This is a genomic window from Methylobacterium sp. 2A (assembly GCF_009806555.1).
In the GTDB taxonomy this organism is placed as follows: domain Bacteria; phylum Pseudomonadota; class Alphaproteobacteria; order Rhizobiales; family Beijerinckiaceae; genus Methylobacterium.
Genome location: NZ_VUOK01000060.1, coordinates 261,002 through 278,873 on the forward strand (window position 1 = coordinate 261,002; position 17,872 = coordinate 278,873).

20 protein-coding genes and 1 tRNA gene are annotated in these 17,872 nt (G+C 68.4%); 13 read left to right on the plus strand and 8 right to left on the minus strand.

The window, feature by feature from the left end:
* Positions 1-152: 152 nt before the first annotated feature.
* Positions 153-539 carry a TIGR02300 family protein gene (locus FVE89_RS27650; RefSeq protein ID WP_161393344.1) on the minus strand — a complete coding sequence of 129 codons (387 nt, stop codon included), beginning with the start codon at positions 537-539 and terminating at the stop codon, positions 153-155.
* A gap of 257 nt (positions 540-796) precedes the next feature.
* Here FVE89_RS27650 and aroA point away from each other — a divergent pair, with 257 nt between their 5' ends.
* The 4 genes from aroA to FVE89_RS27670 all read left to right on the plus strand — a co-directional run bounded on the left by aroA (position 797) and on the right by FVE89_RS27670 (position 3,877).
* On the plus strand, positions 797-2,146 hold the full coding sequence (gene aroA / locus FVE89_RS27655; protein WP_161393345.1) for a 3-phosphoshikimate 1-carboxyvinyltransferase: 1,350 nt from the start codon (positions 797-799) through the stop codon (positions 2,144-2,146).
* A gap of 5 nt (positions 2,147-2,151) precedes the next feature.
* Positions 2,152-2,790: a (d)CMP kinase gene (cmk, locus tag FVE89_RS27660; protein WP_161393394.1), complete on the plus strand. Its 639-nt coding sequence runs from the start codon at positions 2,152-2,154 to the stop codon at positions 2,788-2,790.
* Positions 2,791-2,883: 93 nt separating this feature from the next.
* Positions 2,884-2,959: transfer RNA gene (locus tag FVE89_RS27665), tRNA-Lys, on the plus strand.
* A 645-nt stretch (positions 2,960-3,604) separates the two neighbouring features.
* Positions 3,605-3,877, plus strand: a complete 273-nt coding sequence (locus tag FVE89_RS27670) for a hypothetical protein (protein WP_161393346.1) — start codon at positions 3,605-3,607, stop codon at positions 3,875-3,877.
* 52 nt (positions 3,878-3,929) lie between these two features.
* On the opposite strand, the gene FVE89_RS27675 is transcribed toward FVE89_RS27670, so the two are convergent.
* On the minus strand, positions 3,930-4,886 hold the full coding sequence (locus FVE89_RS27675; RefSeq protein ID WP_161393347.1) for a hypothetical protein: 957 nt from the start codon (positions 4,884-4,886) through the stop codon (positions 3,930-3,932).
* Positions 4,887-5,164: 278 nt separating this feature from the next.
* Between FVE89_RS27675 and FVE89_RS27680 the strand changes: the two genes are divergently transcribed.
* Positions 5,165-5,344 carry a hypothetical protein gene (locus FVE89_RS27680; RefSeq protein WP_161393348.1) on the plus strand — a complete coding sequence of 60 codons (180 nt, stop codon included), beginning with the start codon at positions 5,165-5,167 and terminating at the stop codon, positions 5,342-5,344.
* Between the two features lie 91 nt (positions 5,345-5,435).
* Here FVE89_RS27680 and FVE89_RS27685 read toward each other — a convergent pair whose 3' ends face one another.
* A complete protein-coding gene (locus tag FVE89_RS27685) occupies positions 5,436-5,726 on the minus strand; it encodes a PilZ domain-containing protein (RefSeq protein ID WP_161393349.1) in 291 nt (96 codons plus the stop codon).
* Positions 5,727-6,221: 495 nt separating this feature from the next.
* Here FVE89_RS27685 and FVE89_RS27690 point away from each other — a divergent pair, with 495 nt between their 5' ends.
* The gene (locus FVE89_RS27690) at positions 6,222-7,259 is read left to right on the plus strand and encodes a hypothetical protein (protein WP_161393350.1); all 1,038 of its coding nucleotides are present in this window, start codon (positions 6,222-6,224) and stop codon (positions 7,257-7,259) included.
* 17 nt (positions 7,260-7,276) lie between these two features.
* On the opposite strand, the gene FVE89_RS27695 is transcribed toward FVE89_RS27690, so the two are convergent.
* Both FVE89_RS27695 and FVE89_RS27700 read right to left on the minus strand, forming a co-directional pair.
* The gene (locus FVE89_RS27695; RefSeq protein WP_161393351.1) at positions 7,277-7,618 is read right to left on the minus strand and encodes a DUF1236 domain-containing protein; all 342 of its coding nucleotides are present in this window, start codon (positions 7,616-7,618) and stop codon (positions 7,277-7,279) included.
* 66 nt (positions 7,619-7,684) lie between these two features.
* Entirely contained in the window at positions 7,685-8,548 is an 864-nt protein-coding gene (locus FVE89_RS27700) for a formyltransferase family protein (protein ID WP_161393352.1), read from the minus strand.
* Between the two features lie 302 nt (positions 8,549-8,850).
* Between FVE89_RS27700 and FVE89_RS27710 the strand changes: the two genes are divergently transcribed.
* Positions 8,851-10,449: a cryptochrome/photolyase family protein gene (locus FVE89_RS27710; protein ID WP_161393354.1), complete on the plus strand. Its 1,599-nt coding sequence runs from the start codon at positions 8,851-8,853 to the stop codon at positions 10,447-10,449.
* On the opposite strand, the gene bcsS is transcribed toward FVE89_RS27710, so the two are convergent.
* The gene (gene bcsS, locus FVE89_RS27715) at positions 10,416-11,030 is read right to left on the minus strand and encodes a cellulose biosynthesis protein BcsS (protein WP_246731201.1); all 615 of its coding nucleotides are present in this window, start codon (positions 11,028-11,030) and stop codon (positions 10,416-10,418) included. The genes FVE89_RS27710 and bcsS overlap by 34 nt on opposite strands.
* A 405-nt stretch (positions 11,031-11,435) precedes the next feature.
* Between bcsS and FVE89_RS27720 the strand changes: the two genes are divergently transcribed.
* Positions 11,436-12,041 (plus strand): exopolysaccharide biosynthesis protein, encoded by a 606-nt coding sequence (locus FVE89_RS27720; RefSeq protein WP_202131109.1) that lies wholly within the window; start codon positions 11,436-11,438, stop codon positions 12,039-12,041.
* Positions 12,042-12,140: 99 nt separating this feature from the next.
* On the opposite strand, the gene FVE89_RS27725 is transcribed toward FVE89_RS27720, so the two are convergent.
* Together FVE89_RS27725 and FVE89_RS27730 are read right to left on the minus strand one after the other, a co-directional pair.
* The gene (locus tag FVE89_RS27725; RefSeq protein ID WP_161393357.1) at positions 12,141-12,653 is read right to left on the minus strand and encodes a winged helix DNA-binding protein; all 513 of its coding nucleotides are present in this window, start codon (positions 12,651-12,653) and stop codon (positions 12,141-12,143) included.
* Positions 12,654-12,814: 161 nt separating this feature from the next.
* A complete protein-coding gene (locus tag FVE89_RS27730) occupies positions 12,815-13,255 on the minus strand; it encodes a DUF6163 family protein (RefSeq protein ID WP_202131110.1) in 441 nt (146 codons plus the stop codon).
* 226 nt (positions 13,256-13,481) lie between these two features.
* On the opposite strand from FVE89_RS27730, the gene hemB reads away from it, so the two are divergent.
* The 5 genes from hemB (at position 13,482) to purB (ending at position 17,842) form a co-directional block, all read left to right on the plus strand.
* Positions 13,482-14,540, plus strand: coding sequence for a porphobilinogen synthase (gene hemB / locus FVE89_RS27735; RefSeq protein WP_161393359.1), 1,059 nt, complete (start codon positions 13,482-13,484; stop codon positions 14,538-14,540).
* Positions 14,537-14,905, plus strand: a complete 369-nt coding sequence (locus tag FVE89_RS27740) for a hypothetical protein (protein ID WP_161393360.1) — start codon at positions 14,537-14,539, stop codon at positions 14,903-14,905. Before hemB ends, FVE89_RS27740 begins: the two co-directional genes overlap by 4 nt.
* An 85-nt stretch (positions 14,906-14,990) precedes the next feature.
* Complete coding sequence (locus FVE89_RS27745) at positions 14,991-15,479, plus strand: RDD family protein (RefSeq protein WP_161393395.1); 489 nt, start codon at positions 14,991-14,993, stop codon at positions 15,477-15,479.
* A gap of 125 nt (positions 15,480-15,604) precedes the next feature.
* Positions 15,605-16,351 (plus strand): arginyltransferase, encoded by a 747-nt coding sequence (locus FVE89_RS27750; protein WP_161393361.1) that lies wholly within the window; start codon positions 15,605-15,607, stop codon positions 16,349-16,351.
* A 183-nt stretch (positions 16,352-16,534) separates the two neighbouring features.
* Positions 16,535-17,842, plus strand: a complete 1,308-nt coding sequence (gene purB, locus FVE89_RS27755; protein ID WP_161393362.1) for an adenylosuccinate lyase — start codon at positions 16,535-16,537, stop codon at positions 17,840-17,842.
* The last annotated feature ends 30 nt before the right edge of the window (positions 17,843-17,872 follow it).

Consider the following 17,872-nt stretch of genomic DNA (forward strand, 5'->3'; position numbering starts at 1 on the left):
CCCACTTTAACATCCGCCGCGGTTTGGGTCCCGCGGGGTCTCGCCGTCCGGCTTGCGTCCGGCGAGGCCGGTTCTATAGGCGGCTCGCACCGCGGACTCAACCCCTTTTTTCACTCTCGTCAGGGGGGCGTGAAGGTGAGGCGGGGACCGCCTCAGCCCTCCTCGTCGTTCTCGATATCGCCGTCGATGAGGTCGGAGACATCGTCGTCGCCGGTATCCTCCTCCTCGAGGAAGGTATCGTCCTCGGCCGAATCCCCGTCCTCGACCGTCTCGTCGTCGGGTGTGGGATCCGCCTCGTCCTCGGCGGCCTCGACCTCGTCGAGGGAGACCAGCTCCGGCCCCTTCTCGTCCGTGTCGTCCTCATCGTCGTTGGCGTTCGAGGCCCGCGACAGCGCCGGAGGCGCCGCACGGCTCGATGTGGCGACCGCCTGATAAACCGCCCCGCATTTCGGGCAGACGGCCGGGTCGCGGGCGAGGTCGTAGAACTTCGCGCCGCAGCTCATGCACTGGCGCTTCAAGCCAAGTTCCGGTCGGGCCACGGGGGGACACCTCGTCGTCTACTACTGTCTCGGGGGAGGGGCCCCGTTAGTCGCGGGCGCCGCCGCTGTCAATCGAACGCGGCGGCCCGCGTTCCGGGCGGCGCATCCCCGGAGATCCGGCGCGGGGATCCGGTGGATGACGTCCGCCGGTGTGCGTGTTAACCGCACCACGATTTCACGGTCCGATTGCAGCGGCGCGGCGAGGCTGCGCGACGCGCCGGATCTCCGGCCCACCTTCGAGCCCGAACGGACGTTCCGTGTCGCACGATTCGACTCCCGAGCCCCTGACCGCAACACCCGGCACCCCCCTCCGGGGACGGCTGCGTCCGCCCGGCGACAAGTCCATCTCCCACCGGGCGATGATCCTCGGCCTCCTCAGCGAGGGCGAGACCCGGGTCGAAGGCCTGCTCGAAGGCGACGACGTGCTGCGCACCGCCGCCGCCGCCAAGGCTCTGGGCGCCAATGTCGAGCGGCTCGATTCCGGGCGCTGGCGCGTGCGCGGCGTGGGCATCGGGGGCTTGAGCGATCCGGCCGAGGTTCTGGATTTCGGCAATGCCGGCACGGGCTCGCGGTTGATGATGGGCGTGGTCGGCGGCCAGCCCGTGACCGCGACCTTCGACGGGGACGCCTCTCTGCGCTCACGGCCGATGCGCCGGATCCTCGATCCGCTGACCCGGATGGGCACCCAGGTCCTGGCCGAGGCCGAGGGGGGGCGCGTGCCGCTCACCCTGCGTGGGCCGAAGGAGGCGATCCCGATCACCTACGAGACCCCCGCCGCCTCGGCCCAGATCAAGTCGGCGGTGCTGCTGGCCGGCCTCAACGCGCCCGGGATCACCACGGTGATCGAGGCGGCCGCCACCCGCGACCATACCGAGCGGATGCTGCGCCTGTTCGGCGCCGCGGTCGAGGTCACGCCGCACGGGCCCGGGGGCCACGGCCGCCGCGTCGCGCTTACCGGCCAGCCGACCCTGCGCGGGACCGACGTGGTGGTGCCGGCCGATCCGTCCTCGGCGGCGTTCCCGCTGGTGGCGGCGCTGATCGTGCCGGGCTCCGACGTGGTGATCGAGGGCGTGATGATGAATCCGCTGCGCACGGGCCTGATCACGACGCTCATCGAGATGGGCGCGCAGATCGAGCGCGTGGCCGAGCGGGAGGAGGGCGGCGAGACCGTGGCGGATCTCCGGGTGCGCGCGAGCCGTCTGACGGGCGTCGACGTCCCGGCGGAGCGGGCACCCGCGATGATCGACGAGTATCCGGTGCTGGCGGTCGCCGCGAGCTTCGCCGAGGGCCGCACGCGGATGAACGGCCTGCACGAGCTGCGCGTGAAGGAATCCGACCGCCTCGCCGCCGTGGCGGCGGGTCTCGCGGCCAACGGCGTCCGCCACACGGTCGAGGGCGACGACCTCGTGGTCGAGGGCGACGGGACCGCGGCCCGCGGGGGCGGCACGGTGGCGACCCATCTCGACCATCGCATCGCCATGGCGTTCCTGGTGATGGGCCTCGCGACGCGGGATCCGGTGACGGTGGATGATGGCGCGATGATTGCGACGAGCTTCCCCACCTTCCTGCCGACCATGCGGGCCCTCGGCGGCCGGATCGGAGCATGACGCCGATGCCGCTCGTCATCGCGATCGACGGTCCGGCCGCCTCGGGCAAGGGCACATTGGCCAAGCGCCTGGCCGATCATTACGGCCTGCCGCATCTCGACACCGGGCTGCTCTACCGCGCCGTGGCCCTGGCTCTGATCGATGCCGGGCTGTCGCTCGACGACCACGGGGCCGCCGCCAGGGCCGCGCAGGCGCTCGATCCGGAGAAGCTCGACGATCCGCGGCTGCGCGATCGCGCCATGGGTGAGGCGGCTTCGCGGATCTCCGCGGTGCCGGAGGTTCGCGCCGGGCTCCTGGTGTGGCAGCGGCGCTTCGCCGCCGCGCCGCAGGGCGCGGTCCTCGACGGGCGCGACATCGGCACGGTGGTCTGCCCGGAAGCCGAGGTGAAGCTGTTCATCACGGCGTCCTCGGAGGAGCGGGCGCGCCGTCGCCATCGGGAATTGGCCGGTCGCGGCGAGGATGCGAGCTTTGCGGCCATCCTGGCCGACATCGAGGCGCGTGACGCCCGCGACTCCTCCCGGGCTGCCGCCCCCCTGCGCATGGCCGACGATGCGGTCCGGCTCGACACGACGGACCTCAACGCGGATGCCGCCTTCGACGAGGCGCGGGAGATCGTCGAGCGGGCGCGGGTGGGCAACGCCTGAGTTGTTCACCGCCCGTGTGTTGACCCCCCGGTTCGCCTCACCTATTGCGGACGCGCCGTCCCCGGCGACCCGCCCCAGGCGCTCCCGGGACGCGAGCGCGTAGCTCAGCTGGTAGAGCAACGGACTTTTAATCTGTAGGTCCTGGGTTCGAGTCCCAGCGCGCTCACCATATCGCACAACGACTTCAGTATGTTAGGCCCGATTGTCGGTGCCGCCATCGCAGGTCCGCGTCCAAGCTTCGGGAGGCTGTGTTCTAAGCCGTCGCCGAAGAGATCCCTGCCGTCTTCGATCATCGCATCGGCGCCGAGGCGCCTTCCGCCTCGGCTCTGGCGCGCAGACTTTTGAGCGCGCGGGAGCACGGTGCGCTGTGGAGCACCAGGCTGGCCGTGATCGGTCGTGAGACGTGTCAGCAGTGTCCACCCGCGCGGATCCGCGAACAGGAGCGACGACTTGGCAGCCCCAGTCTAGCGCCGCGTTGCATCGCTATGCTTGTCCAGCGCCAGTGTAGTACCGGGGCTCGGCGGGGGCGCAGATGGTTGAGCTGTTATTGATCTGGCACAAAGTGTCGTCTGAATCACAAGATCGCGCGGACGGACCGGATGATTCAGTGTATCTCGACTTGAATGTTGTTTTCGGTCGCGTTGGCTGGCCTTGAGATTTTGGAGTATATTTGCCAGGGATCGCATCGCCAAGATCCCGATGCGAGATCCTTCGCACCGAACCACGACCTCGCCTCGAAACCCGGTTGGGTGCGGTCGGAACCCATCAATCCGGTTCGGGTTGGCCCTTCAACGCAATCGCGAAGGGTTCATCAATGCGTAAGCTGGTTCTCCTCTCCGCCGTGACGTTGTGCCTTGGGGCTGTCGGTCCGAGCGTCGCACAGGCCCAGGGCTATGGTTATCGCGACGGCTATGGCCGCGGCTACGATCGCGCCTATGGGCGTCACCGGGATTACGGCTACCGCCGTCACCGCGGCCTGTCGACCGGGGCCGCCATCGGCCTCGGCGTCGCCGGCGCTGCGGCCGGAGCCGCCGCGGCGGGCGCGTTCGATCGGGGTGGCCCCGGCTATTACGGCCGCGGATACTGAACGCCCGATCCGGAACTTCGAAGCCCGGCCGCAGGCCTGCAGCCGGGCTTTGCTATGTCAGGCGCCGCCGGAGCCACGCGCGCAGCGTCGGCCGGACGGCGCGTTTTGCCCGCCTCTGCGCGAATGCATCGACGCGGATCCGATCGGTCGGCACCTGACGCAGGAAGCGTTCAGCGATCTCGAAGATCAGGACGTCGGGTCGGACGCTCTCGATATAGGCCCAGTCGAGGTTCGCCGACCAGATCGCGTGGACCTCGGCGAAGGACTCGGCGAGCATCGCGGTCAGGCGCGCGCCCGGACTATAGATGTAGGAATCGCCGAACAGCACCACCCGGCGCGGATCCGGCGCCGCAGCGTTCCGCATCACGACGCGCGAACCCACGAACAGGCCGCGCTGCCTGATGGCCTGACCGCTCTCGCGCACCCGGACCAGCGCGTTCGCGTCGATCCGCTCCGCGCGGCGTGGAAAGTCGTAGGCGACGTATTCCTCGTCGATCGGGGGGCGGAGCTTCTCGCCGAGATCGAAGGTGAAGCGCTCGCGCATCTGCGTGCCTGAGAAGACATGCTCGGCCACCGGCGCATCGAGGGCGTCACACAGGACGCGGTAGGCCGTCAGATAGCCGCGATAGGTCCAATGCGTATCCGTCCGGAGATAGACGGGCTCCTCGGCCCGCGCCGCCAGCAGCGGCGTCAGCAGATCGATCATCCGGGCTCCGCCATGCGGTTCGAGGAGCCGGGCGAGGCGAGCGGCGGGTGGGTCGTTAAGGCCGGGGAAGGATCGCCCGAGCGAGTCCGGATAGACCGCGAGCTTGTCGGGCACGACGGCGTGAACGTGGCGGATCCCCAGAGCGTCCAAACGGCGGGCTCGGCGTGCGATCAGCCGCGCCCAGCGGCCGAGGATCCGACGCGACAGGGGGCTGTCGCCGTAGAAGACTTCAACCTCGCGGGCCCGGCCGACCCAGTACAACCAGCCATCCTGCCCGACGGCCACGCCGTTGCTGCTTGTCATGGAATGATCCACGTCCTCCCCGCGTCGCCGTTCCGTCGATCCGGCGTCCCTCGCCGGTGGCCTCGACGGATCCGCGTCGGATTGCAAGCCCGGGCGCTGCCCTGGGCTGGCCTCCGGCAAGCGTCGTGAGGGGGCTGTCGCACCCGGCATTCGCCTGCCGCCGAACCAGAGGCAGGTTTTCCGTTGCGATCGGGCCGCGGGGGCGAACCATATCGCCGCGCTCGGTGTAGACCGAACAGGCGCGGATGTCCGCGCGGCGTCCCGAAGAGGCGGCGGCCATGTCCGCACTCGCGACCTTCATCGGCTGCTGCCTCGTGCTGACGGGGTTCGCCGCGGAAAACGTTGCCGAACACCGCTGGCGTGCGGCCAGCGGGCCGGCACCCCTCGACACCTTCGCGGTCCTGGCTGTCGCGCTGCCCGCGGTCGGCCTGACCCTGATGGCAGCCCTTGCGGCGTGAGATCGGCGCGGGGCCGCGAAATGGGAGCGTGCCGGAAGTTTTTCTCAACGCTCGGCCGGCGACCAATCCGAAAATCTGGCCGCGTCGCGCGTCATTCCTGTTCCAGGTTGAACAGCACGCCGGTGGTCCGATCCTTCCGCCAGACGACCGTGACCGCGTAACGGACCTTGGCATCGGCCAGCACGAGTTCGAACGCGTTCTCGGCCATTATCGCGTGATGACCGAGGAATTCCAGCATCGCGCCGCGATCGGAAATGTTTCTGACCTGGCAGGGGAAGCGCACGCCATCCGAATTCAACGCAAAGGCGAGTAGCGCCGTGGGCTTTCGCGGGACGGCGCGCCTCTCCGCCTGGCCGCTCTGGGGCGTCGCATTGCGAGACATGGCCGATTGTCCTGCCCATGTCGGCCAACATGGCGCGAGTTCAGTAAAAATGCAGGCGATTTACTAATATGTCATTGACGATCGGGCGGCGCCGTTTCAGCGGAGCCGTCATGCGAGACGCTGTCCTCACACGGGCTTTCGGGCCGGATCGGCCGTCAGACTGCCGGAAAGAGGGTTACGGCCGATCCGCTGAGCGGTTGTCGTCGCGAATCGGGGGTCCCTTCCCGGCCTTGATGAACTGAGCCACGAACAGGCCGAGCGGGATGGACAACAGAGACCAGGTTCTGAGAAATCGCAGGGCCTTCATCGTGCGGGACTCCTCGAACCGACCATGCGACGTTCGCCAAGCGTGGGGCCGCGCAGGATTTACGCCGCGCGGCGCGATTGGTTCACGCGCGAGCATGGCATCCCTGTCGCCGGGTCGGAACCACGGCCTATCTGATCACGCAGATCCTCATCCTGCGGATGCCACGATCGATGATCTCAAGGACGACGATGCATCTGCGCCCCGGCTTCACGCTGTTGCCGAGCCTCTTCGGCGTTCTCGCGGCGGCGGCGCTCCCCGCCGCCGCGGAGGCGCCCGGGCAGCCGCCGACCGTCGCTCCGGCGCCCGCTTCGGCCTGGCCACCGAACGTCTCCCGCAACGTTCAGGGCACCGGTCTGCCCGGCATCGATGGCGGACACGTCTTCCTCTGGAACCGGCCCCAGGGCTTCGACGCGGCCTCGACGCTGCGGGTCGACCGGCACGTGCCGGACGGATCGGGCGAGCCGACGCACACCTACAAGGCGCTGTGGGTGCTCGGCTCCACCAATCCCTACAATGCCGGCTACGAATGGACGATCACCGGCGAACTCCATAACCGGGCGCTCGCCAGCAGCGGCGCTCAGAACGTCGCGGTGAACGGAACGATCTTCAAGGAATCGAACGGGATCGGCCCGGTCGGCCCGTCCTGGGCCGGCAACTTCAACTGCGTGGACATGACCGCAGAGGCCGATCCCGTGGCCTCGTGCATCGGGGCCGAGATCGACGTCTCGGCCCAGTCGCCGACCACGGACCGCAATCGCCAGCGGGTCGGCCTGCAGATCTCCACCGGCGGCGTATCGGGTGCCCATACCGGATACGGGATCCTGATGGGCAATCTCGCCGGATCGGTCACCGACCGGGGGCTCTCGTTCCAAGGCGCGGGTGCCTACGGCATCGGGATCGACGCCGCCGCAGCCCGGTTCACCGGTGTCCCGATCCTGCTGGGTCCCGGACAGATGATCGGCCTCGACGGCACGCGGGACGGCGACTTCACCCGCAAGCTCGGCTTCGACGGGCGCGCCCTCGTCTACGCGGGCGGCAGCGGACCGGTGTTCCGGGTGCACGATGGCGGCCTTGTCGAGGCCGCCTCCCTCCGCGAGGTGAGTCCGCAGCCGCCCCGGAGCAGCAGCGACCCGTGCGCACCCGGCGACCATGCCTGGGACCAGGCCTACGAGTATCGCTGCGTGGCCCCGAACCGCTGGAAGCGGGCCGCGCTGAGCGACTGGTGACGATCCCGGGCCGAGCCTCAGCGATCGAGGATGCGCACCACCGCGCGCGTAGCCGGATCGACCACCACGATCTTGTCGCCCGGCGCCACGAAGTAGCCGAAGCGGCGCAGGCGCGGGTTGGGGGCATCCGTGAACGGCGCGAGCCGGACGTCCTCGGGCACGATGCTGCCGGGGCGCAGCGGAATCGATCCGACGATCGGGCCGGGTCCGACCGGGCGCCGCACGATGTAGTCGCGGACGATCACGTCGTCGTCGGGGCCGAAATCATCCGGGGCCACGATGACGGCCTGCGCGAGGGCCGAGCCGGTAAAGAGCGCGGCGAATCCGAGGGCTGCGGCGAGGCTTGCGCGTGTCGACATATCGGGCTCCATGATCAGGGCCGCCGGAAACACGGCCGCGCCCGGATCGGTTCCCGCCCGACGCGCTCAGCGGCCGACCTGACCGGCCTCGGTGAGCGGCAGCGGCGACCATCGGGTGATCTGGACGTAACCGTCGAGGGCTGCGATCACGATGTGGCGGCGGTGGCGATGCACCACCGCGCCCGCAGCATGGGTGTGCCGTTCCTGCCAGCCCTGGGCCTCCGCCACGTAGATGCGCGTGTCGCCCAGGCGCGCGATGGTCTCTACCGTGCCGAAGGCCCGCATACGCCGCAGGACCGTGCTCACGTCCTGCCGGAAATCGAGGGTCCGGTCTCCGTCGGTCGCGCGCGGCCAGTAGGAGCCGTCGCCCTGCGGCTCGGCCCAGCGCCAGCGGCCGGGCAGATCGCGGGCCAGCGGGCCGGCGACGAGGCGCCGGGCCGCCATCTGGCACTTGGCCAGAAGGGTCTCGTGCGATTCCTGCGGGCTGAGCGGAAACATCTCCTGCGCGAGGATGTCGCCGGTGTCGAAGCCGTCGGCCAGCACGTGGGCGGTCACGCCCCAGGTCTCGTAGCGGTCGAGCACGGCGCGGAAGAGTGGATAGGGGCCACGTCCGATCGGCAACGGGGAGGGATGGATGTTGAACCCGTAGGCCGCGCGTCCGCGCCAGCCGCGCACCAGCCAGGGATAGCCGGCCACCACGAGTGCCCAGTTCTTGCCGTGGTCGGCCTGGATCGCCTCGATGTCCCGCTCCCGGATCCGCGAGAGCTGGATCGGAATCCGAAGCGTCCGGGCGCGGGCGACGACCACGTCGTTGTGGTCGTAGATCCCGTCGCAGGGGCGGGTGAACAGCTTTACCGGCGTCCAGCCGGCGTCGAGGAGCCCCTCGAAGACGCCGCCCAGGAAGTCGATGCCGGCGAACGCGAATTTCATGCTTCCCGCCTGCGACCTTGTGCACGTGGAGTAGGCGGGCCTGCCGCCTGCCCGACGCCAACTCCGGCCTTACCTAGATCCGGTGGCGTTGGGTAGCGAGGGGATCCCCATGCGGCAGCTGCTCGACGGTGGAACCGGCCGGATCGGTCTGGCGACGGCCCGGGCCCTGCCGCGCCCCGGCTGGACGGGGGCTGTTGGCGCCCGGAATGCGGTCCTGATCTCCGATGCGGCGGCCTGGATCGCCGGTCGAGGAAACGGCGTCGCTGGCAATCGTTCCACCATGCGGCCGAGGGGCTGAGCCGATGCCGGGCAAGCACCGCGTCGAATCCTGCCACACGCTGCGCTTCGTCCTCGGCGACCAGCTGACCCGGCGCGTTTCGAGCCTGATCGATCTCGATCCCGACCACGACGTCGTCCTGATGGTCGAGGTGCGGGACGAGGCGACCTATGTTCGCCACCATAAGCAGAAGATCGCCTTCCTGTTCGCCGCCATGCGGCATGCCGCGGCCGACTTGGCGGAGGAAGGCGTCACTGTCGACTACGTGCGTCTCACCGATCCCGGCAACACCGGCAGCTTCACCGGTGAACTGGAGCGGGCGGTGGCGCGGCACCGGCCCGAGCGCGTGGTCGTCACCGAGCCCGGCGAGTGGCGTGTCTTCCAGATGATGCAGGACTGGCGCGAGACCCTCGGCGTGCCAGTGGACGTGCGTCCCGACAATCGCTTCCTCTGTCCGCGCGAAGACTTCGCGAACTGGGCGGAGGGTCGGCACGCCCTGCGGATGGAGACCTTCTATCGCGGCATGCGCCGCCGCACCGGCCTGCTGATGGACGGGGGCGAGCCGGTCGGAGGCCGCTGGAATTTCGATGCCGAGAATCGCAAGCGCCTGCCCAAGGGGCATCGTCTCCCCGACAGGATCGGCTTCCAGCCGGATGGCGTGACGCGGGAGGTGATCGCCCTGGTGGAGCAGGAATTCGCCGATCATTTCGGCGATCTTGCCAGCTTCTCCTGGCCGGTGACGCGGAGCGACGCGTTGGCTGCCCTCCGGCATTTCATCGACGGGTGTTTGCCAACCTTCGGCGACTACCAGGACGCCATGAAGTCCGGCGCCCCCTTCCTTTACCATGCGCTGCTCTCGCCGGCGCTGAATGCCGGCCTGTTGACCGCCGCGGAGGTCTGCCGCGCTGCCGAGCGGGCCTATCGTGCGGGCGCGGCACCGCTCCATTGTACCGAAGGTTTCATCCGCCAGATCCTTGGCTGGCGCGAATATGTGCGCGGCCTCTACTGGGCGCGGATGCCGGAGTACCGCGATACGAACGCACTCAAGGCTGGCCGCGCCCTGCCGTGGTTCTACTGGTCGGGCGAGACCAGGCTCAACTGCATCGCGCAGGTGGTGGCGGACACGCGCACCCACGCCTATGCCCATCATATCCAGCGCTTGATGGTGACCGGAAATTTCGCCCTGATCGCCGGGCTCGACCCGGCGCAGGTCGAGGAATGGTATCTGATCGTCTTCGCCGATGCCTACGAGTGGGTCGAATTGCCCAACGTGCACGGCATGGTGCTCTGGGCGGACGGCGGCATGATGGGGTCTAAGCCCTACGCAGCGTCGGGCGCCTATATCGACCGGATGTCGGATTACTGCGGATCCTGCGCGTATGACGTGAAGGTCAAGTCGGGTGCGGCGGCCTGCCCGTTCAACTACCTCTACTGGAACTTCCTCATCGAGAACGCGGACAAGCTTGCGGGGAACCCGCGCATGACGATGCCCTATCGGACCCTGCAAGGGTTTGGGGATAAGCGGCGCACCGAGATCCGCCGCGACGCGACGGCGTTTCTCCGGTCGCTCGCGAGCCCACCCGACGCATCTCACCAGGGTGACCAGACAGAGATGGCCATGTAGGGGGCGACAGAGCGTCGATCCGTCTCGCTCTGAACGCCGACTGAGATCCGGAAGCTGTAGCAACCGATGGCGAAATCCGCGGCGTGCAAGCCGAGATTGATCTTTCGGAAGCCGGACGCATCCGCGTACAGGCTCGCCTCGGGGCCGAGATAGGTGTCCCAAAGCCGATAGCCCCAGGCTGCGCGGATCCAGACGCTTTCGCGTGCGGTACCCGCAACCACCGTGGCCTGGAGCAGCGTCCCCTCGGTCGGGCGGGCCCAGACTTCGCCGTGCAGGCGAAGGCCGAAATGCGGTGGCAGCATGGTCGACCCTGTAGAAGCGGTCAGCATCTGCGCCGTCATTTCTGGGCCTGCGAAGGCCGCGACCACGCCCCACCCGAAGAACCACTGATATCCGATGACGATCGCGCCGAGGGCCGTATAGCGTTGGCGCCGCCCGTCCGAACCCCGCTCACCTTGTCTGCCGCCACCGAGGCTCACCAGCGCGACGGTGCCGTCGCGGTCGATCGAAGGCAGACCGACCTTCGCCCCGACAGTGATGAAGGTGTTGGCCGCGGCATCGAGACTGCCGAACAGGAGCATGTCGATCTCGCTGGCTCGGGGTGCATCGAGCAGACCGATGAAACAAACCAGCAGCGCAACGACGCGCGATAGGATGCCGCCTGATCCTCTGAGGCGCATAGGAGAATGGCACGGTTCAACGCATTGATTCTCGATGATCTATCGAAAATTTTGATAAGTCGAGTCGATTTTTCTGGATATACTGGCGTAATCTAAGAGCTTTGTTGAAAATAAGCGGAAATTTACGAAAGTAATAGGTCAATATAGCCGCTCTGGTGGCAATCGATCTTGGCGGATCGACGTTTCCGGCAGGACTCGCCATGTTGTTGCCGACGCCGGGCGTCCCCTGCTCGCGACACCGCCGTGCTTGGCCTGCCATCGGTTCTCAGCTAGAGCCCGCGCGGGAAAGCGAAGGTTGGCGGATCCTTGACCTCCGGTGCACGAACGTCGGACGTCCTCACGGTGCTGGCGAGCCAAGAAGGCGAGCGCCTCACGGTGGGGGACATCGTCGCGGTCCTGCGGGATCGCGCCTTCGCGCTTCTCGTGGTGCTGCTCGGCTTGCCGAACTGCCTGCCGATGCCGCCGCCGATCCCGCTGATCTGCGGGCTGCTGCTTCTGCTGGTTGCGATCCAGATCGCGGCCGGTATGTCGGCACCCTGGTTGCCGCGGATGCTGCTCGGCCGGTCCATCGCGCTGACCGACGTACGGCGCGCGGTCACGCGCGCGGTGCCGGTCCTGAGGCGCCTGGAGCGCTGGTCGCGCCCGCGCCTGAGCGTGTTCGAGACCGCGCTGGGAATGCGCGGCATGGGCGTCGCCCTGCTGGCCCTGGCGCTCGCCCTGATCGTTGCCGCGCCCATCGTGGGGCAGATCCCGCTCGGCCTCGCCGTCTGCCTCGTGGGCCTCGGCCTCGTCGAACGCGACGGCATCGTGGTGATGGGCGGCTTGCTCATCGGCCTGTTCGGCGTCGCCATCAACGCCGGCTTCGCCTACGCGGTCATCGCCGGAATCCTGAGCCTCCTGAACGTCTGGTAGGGTGGATCATCCACGGCAGCGGATCTGATCGGTCCGGAAGCGCCCGCATGTCGGATGATCCCGATCCGCGGTCACGGCTGATCGGAGCGCGTCCGCATCTCAGAGGCGGTAGCGGATCTGATCGGTCCAGAAGCGCTCCAGGCGGCCAAGTGCCTGATTGAGCCGGCCGAAATCGTCGTCCGAGATACCGCCGATCGGGGCGATCGTCCGGGCGTGCTTGTCGTAGAGCCCCTGGATGATCTCGTGCACCTGACGGCCCTTGTCGGTCAGGCTGATCCGGACCGAGCGGCGATCGGTCTTCGAGCGGGCGTGGTGCAGGTAGCCGGCCTCGACGAGCTTCTTGACGTTGTAGGAGACGTTGGACCCGAGATAGTAGCCCTTGGTCCGCAGCTCGCTCGCGGTCAGCTCCTTGTCGCCGATGTTGTACAGGAGCAGCGCCTGGACGCTGTTGACGTCCTCCCGGCCGCGGCGTTCGAATTCGTCCTTGATCACGTCGAGGAGCCGGCGGTGGAGACGCTCCACGAGGTGGAGCGCTTCCAGATAGGAGCCCTTGCGGGGCGATGCCTCGTCGGCGGTTTCGATCGTGGTGGCCCGGGCGCTCTGCGTCTTCATCTCTGCCTCGCCGTCAGATGTTGCGGTATCCGTTCAATGCGGCGCCGCTGATGATGGCTAAGCTACCGCTCGGGAATGAAAGGCGATTTAAGCGACAGGATGAATTGCCGATTTACGCTTTGAGGTAAAGACAAACTGAAGCGAAGATCAGAACGGTTCGTTCACCGTGCTTCCTGTGCGGCCAGCCAGGACAGCAGGAAGTACAACAACACGACGCAGCCACCGAATACGAGAAGCGAGAGTGGCACCGGCATGAGTTGCGGCGTCAGGACCGCGAGCGTCATCGCGGACGTAACGGCCAGCAGCCAGATGACGCCGCCCCAGGCGCTGGTCAGCCACAGGCCGATGGCGGCCGCGGCATCGACCACCGCGAAGTAGACGATCGCGGCCTGCCGGCCGAACGGTTCGGCCTCGAACGGACGGCCGCCGGGAACGACGTCGAGGATGGTCGCCCAGGATGCGACGCTCTTGATGAGCCAGAGCAGCGCCGTGATCCGCATGAACCAGATGAGCGCCGTATCCCAGGTGCCGGGGGCCGGCCCCTGGGTGCGCTCGATCCGGTCGGTCGGGATCTCTCCGGGCCGCGGTGTCTTGCGTCGCATCGGGAAGGAGCCCGGCACTAGGGCGCGCTCGGGGCGGGGAGGGGCCGGTGCATGATCGGGGCCGGAATCCTGATTGCGTCTGGGATGCGCCGGGTTGAAGCGGTTTGGCGAGTCTGCGTCAACGGTCGGGTTTCGCGGCCGCGCTCCCGTGTGCTAGTCCGGCGCCTCCGGCGCCCCTGCGCCGAGCGATCCGCGGCGCCGGCCGCGCGAACGGTAGCGAAGCCCCATGTCAGACACCTTGCCCGAGCCGCGTCCCATCGCCCTGGAGGCCGCCCGGGAGGGCGCGCAGGTCGAGGGCTTGAAGATCACCCAGCGTCCGCGCCGGAACCGAAAGGCCGAGTGGTCGCGCCGCCTCGTCCGTGAGCACACGCTCACCGTCGACGACCTGATCTGGCCGATGTTCGTGATCGACGGCTCCGGGCGGCGTGAGCCCATCGCGTCGATGCCGGGCGTCGAGCGCCTCTCGGTGGACGAGATCGTCCGCGACGCCGAGCGCGCGGCGCGGCTCGGGATCCCAGCGGTGTCGTTCTTCCCCTACACGGAGGTTTCGTTGCGCGACCCGACCGGGTCGGAGGCGCTCAACGCCAACAACCTCGTCTGTCAGGCGGTGCGGGCCGTGAAGCGCGCGGTCCCCGAGGTCGGGATCATGACCGACGTCGCCCTCGATCCCTATACCAGCCACGGCCATGACGGCCTCATGAAGGACGGGGCGATCCTGAACGACGAGACCGTGGCGGTCCTCGTGGAGCAGAGCCTGATCCAGGCCGAGGCCGGGACCGACATCATCGCGCCCTCCGACATGATGGACGGGCGGGTCGGCGCGATCCGGGCCGGGCTCGACAAGGCCGGCTTCCTCGACGTGCAGATCATGGCGTACGCGGCGAAGTATGCCAGCGCGTTCTACGGCCCGTTCCGCGACGCGATCGGCACCAAGGCGGCGCTGGTCGGCGACAAGCGCACCTACCAGATGGATCCGGGCAACTCGGCCGAGGCCCTGCGCGAGGTGCGCCTCGACCTCGACGAAGGCGCCGATTCGGTGATGGTCAAGCCGGGCCTGCCCTATCTCGACATCATCCGCCGCGTCCGCGACGAGTTCCAGGTCCCGACCTTCGCCTACCAGGTGTCGGGCGAATACGCGATGATCGAGGCGGCTGCCCGGAACGGCTGGCTCGATGGCGACCGCGCGATGGTCGAGGCGCTGCTGGCCTTCAAGCGGGCCGGGGCGGACGGCATTCTCACCTATCACGCCCCCCGGGTCGCCGAGCGCCTGCGCAACCATCCGTGAAGCCGGCGCATCGCTGGCTGCTCGCGGCGGCGATCGCGGCCGGCTTCCTCGGCGGGCTCGTCGCCTGCCAGGACACCCTGCGGCGCGAGCGGGTCGCCATCTGCCGCCGTGCGCTGCCGGCTGTTGCACCGGAGCCCGGGATCCGCCTCTTGCGAGCCGCACCGGGTCCGGCGGCCGACACGGTCAGGGTCGATTATCTCGATGGCGGCCACCAGCACTGGCTGACCTGCCGCTTCGATGCGGGTTCGACCCTGCTGGCGCTGGCCACCGAGAGCGACAGCCTGTCGGGTCCGGCGCTCTACATGCTGAAGCGCTTCTATCTCGACACGCCCGACGCTGTGGCCGGCGACCCGGACGCGCACTGAGCGGGCCGCTTCCGAGGGCCTCTTGCGGCCTTCCCGGGATACACCCACTTCAGGGCGCGCAGCCTCGCTTGCAGGACGCAACATGATGCAGAACCCTCAACCCGGCTACGCGCAGCGCTTCGACGCGCCCGGCTACGCCTCCGCGCTGCCCGTGCCGTTCGTGCGGGCCAGCCTCGGCGCTCGTGCTGTGGCCTACCTCCTCGATATCCTGTTCATCTTCGGCTTCACCGCGCTGCTCACGCTGCTGATCACGGTGATCGGCGTCGTCACCTTCGGGCTGGGCTGGACCCTGTTCGCCGTCCTGCCGGCGAGCGGCATCATCTACAGCGCGATCACGGTGGGCGGTTCGCGGCAGAGCACGATCGGGCAGCGGCTGATGGGTCTGCGGGTCGTGGCGCCGGAGAGCGGCGCACGGGTCGACATCATCACGGCGGCCGTCCACGCGCTCCTGTTCTACGTGGCGATCTCGACCTTCCTGCTCTGGTGCGCGGACATCGCCTTCGGCCTCGTCCGGTCCGACCGGCGCCTGGGTCACGATCTGCTGCTCGGTCTCGCGGTGGTCCATGCCCGCTGAGGCCGCCGTGTCGCGGTGAAAATTACGCGCCGCGGTCGTTCAAACCATTGAGCCCGGCCGTTCGGCCTGTACATTGGTGTGCCGGCGCCGACAGGTTGCAATCCGGCGCAGGGTCAATCAGCAGCGTGACCAGCCACCCGCGCGACACACCGCAGTTCTACCTCACGGCGCCTTCGCCCTGTCCCTATCTGCCGGGGCAGGAGGAGCGGAAGGTGTTCACCCACCTCGTCGGTCGCCGTGCGCGCGACCTCAACGAGATCCTGACGCAGGGCGGCTTCCGCCGCTCGCAGACGATCGCGTACCGGCCGGCCTGCGAGACCTGCCGGGCCTGCATCTCGGTCCGCGTCGTGGTCGATGATTTTGAGCCGAGTGCGAGCCAGCGGCGCATCCTCAGCCGCAACACGGATTGGGTCGGCACCCCGGAGCCGAACCGGCCCGCCTCCGAGCAATATGCCCTGTTCCGCCGCTACCTCGATGCCCGCCACGGCGACGGCGGCATGGTCGACATGACGGTGCTCGACTACGCCATGATGGTCGAGGACAGCCACGTCGACACGCATCTGGTCTCCTACCGGCGCCACGGGCCGGACACGGCGATCACCGGGCGCGGTTCGGGGCCGCCGCTCGCCTTCTGCCTGACCGACGTCCTCGCCGATGGCCTGTCGATGGTCTATTCCTTCTATGATCCGACAGAGGCGTCGCGCTCGCCCGGCACCTTCATGATTCTCGATCATATTAACCGGGCCCGGCGCCTCGGCCTGCCCTACCTGTACCTCGGCTATTGGGTCGAGGGCTCGCGCAAGATGGATTACAAGTCGCGCTTCCTGCCGCAGGAGCGCCTGATGGGGCAGGGCTGGGTGCGGGTGGATTAAGAGCTCCTCACAAAACTCCCGGGCACCGGACATTTCCCTCTGGCCGCGACAGCGCAGCGGGAGTTTTGTGAGAGGCTCAAGGCAACCCACCGGGAGCGCCCCGAGCATACCGGATCCGCATTGAGCAGCCGGGGCGGCCCATGCTACCGGCCTCGCACCTGTTCCGGACCGCGCCGAGGCCCCATGATCCCCCGCTATAGCCGCCCCGCGATGACGGCGATCTGGTCGCCCGAGAGCCGCTTCCGGATCTGGTTCGAGATCGAGGCCCACGCCACCACGGCGCTCGCCGAGATCGGCGTCGTGCCGAAGGCGGCGGCCGAGACCGTCTGGGCCAAGGGCCGGGACGCGGTGTTCGACGTCGCCCGGATCGACGCGATCGAGGCGGTGACCAAGCATGACGTGATCGCGTTCCTCACGCACCTGGCGGAGATCGTCGGACCCGAGGCGCGCTTCGTCCACCAGGGTATGACCTCGTCGGACGTGCTCGACACCTGCCTCAACGTGCAGCTGGTGCGCGCCGCCGACATCCTGATCGCGGATGTCGATGCGCTGCTCGACGCCCTGAAGGCCCGGGCGTTCGAGCACAAATTGACGCCGACCATCGGCCGCTCGCACGGAATCCACGCCGAGCCCGTGACCTTCGGCTTGAAGCTCGCCCAGGCCCATGCCGAGTTCCAGCGCAACCGCCGCCGTCTGGTGGCGGCCCGGGAGGAGGTCGCCACCTGCGCGATTTCGGGCGCGGTCGGCACCTTCGCCAACATCGATCCGCGGGTCGAGGTTTACGTCGCGGAGAAGATGGGCCTGACGGCCGAGCCGGTCTCCACCCAGGTCATTCCGCGGGACCGCCACGCGCAGTTCTTCGCCACCTTGGGCGTCGTCGCTTCGTCCCTGGAGCGTCTGGCCATCGAGATCCGCCATCTCCAGCGCACCGAGGTGCTGGAGGCGGAGGAGTTCTTCTCGGAGGGGCAGAAGGGCTCCTCGGCCATGCCGCACAAGCGCAACCCGGTGCTGACCGAGAACATCACCGGCCTCGCCCGGATGGTCCGCGGCTACGTCACCCCGGCGCTGGAGAACGTCGCCCTCTGGCACGAGCGCGACATCTCTCACTCCTCCGTGGAGCGGATGATCGGCCCCGACGCCACCGTGACCCTCGATTTCGCCCTGGCGCGGATGACCGGCGTCATCGAGAAGCTGCTGGTCTATCCGGCCAACATGCAGAAGAACCTCGACCGGCTCGGCGGCCTCGTCCACTCGCAGCGGGTGCTGCTGGCGCTCACGCAGGCGGGCGTCTCGCGGGAGGATGCCTACCGTCTCGTTCAGCGCAACGCGATGCCGGTCTGGCGCGGGGAGGGCGACTTCCTGGCGCTGCTGAAGGCGGACCCGGAGGTCACCGCGGCGCTCTCGCCGGCGCAGATCGAGGAGTGCTTCGATCTCGGCTACCACTTCAAGCACGTGGACACGATTTTTTCGCGGGTCTTCGGCGCGGCCTGACGAAGCCGCACGATTCCTGCTTCAGCCCGC

Excerpts from the sequence above, each read along its gene's own strand:
- FVE89_RS27710 (WP_161393354.1), top strand. The coding sequence starts at position 8,851 with ATGCCGGGCAAGCACCGCGTCGAATCCTGCCACACGCTGCGCTTCGTC.
- FVE89_RS27670 (WP_161393346.1), top strand. The coding sequence starts at position 3,605 with ATGCGTAAGCTGGTTCTCCTCTCCGCCGTGACGTTGTGCCTTGGGGCT.
- cmk (WP_161393394.1), top strand. The coding sequence starts at position 2,152 with ATGCCGCTCGTCATCGCGATCGACGGTCCGGCCGCCTCGGGCAAGGGC.
- FVE89_RS27690 (WP_161393350.1), top strand. The coding sequence starts at position 6,222 with ATGCATCTGCGCCCCGGCTTCACGCTGTTGCCGAGCCTCTTCGGCGTT.
- FVE89_RS27730 (WP_202131110.1), bottom strand. The coding sequence starts at position 13,255 with ATGCGACGCAAGACACCGCGGCCCGGAGAGATCCCGACCGACCGGATC.
- FVE89_RS27685 (WP_161393349.1), bottom strand. The coding sequence starts at position 5,726 with ATGTCTCGCAATGCGACGCCCCAGAGCGGCCAGGCGGAGAGGCGCGCC.
- FVE89_RS27700 (WP_161393352.1), bottom strand. The coding sequence starts at position 8,548 with ATGAAATTCGCGTTCGCCGGCATCGACTTCCTGGGCGGCGTCTTCGAG.
- bcsS (WP_246731201.1), bottom strand. The coding sequence starts at position 11,030 with ATGCTCCTGTTCGGCAGTCTCGATGCCGCGGCCAACACCTTCATCACT.
- FVE89_RS27745 (WP_161393395.1), top strand. The coding sequence starts at position 14,991 with ATGCAGAACCCTCAACCCGGCTACGCGCAGCGCTTCGACGCGCCCGGC.
- FVE89_RS27695 (WP_161393351.1), bottom strand. The coding sequence starts at position 7,618 with ATGTCGACACGCGCAAGCCTCGCCGCAGCCCTCGGATTCGCCGCGCTC.
- purB (WP_161393362.1), top strand. The coding sequence starts at position 16,535 with ATGATCCCCCGCTATAGCCGCCCCGCGATGACGGCGATCTGGTCGCCC.
- hemB (WP_161393359.1), top strand. The coding sequence starts at position 13,482 with ATGTCAGACACCTTGCCCGAGCCGCGTCCCATCGCCCTGGAGGCCGCC.
- FVE89_RS27725 (WP_161393357.1), bottom strand. The coding sequence starts at position 12,653 with ATGAAGACGCAGAGCGCCCGGGCCACCACGATCGAAACCGCCGACGAG.
- FVE89_RS27680 (WP_161393348.1), top strand. The coding sequence starts at position 5,165 with ATGTCCGCACTCGCGACCTTCATCGGCTGCTGCCTCGTGCTGACGGGG.
- FVE89_RS27675 (WP_161393347.1), bottom strand. The coding sequence starts at position 4,886 with ATGACAAGCAGCAACGGCGTGGCCGTCGGGCAGGATGGCTGGTTGTAC.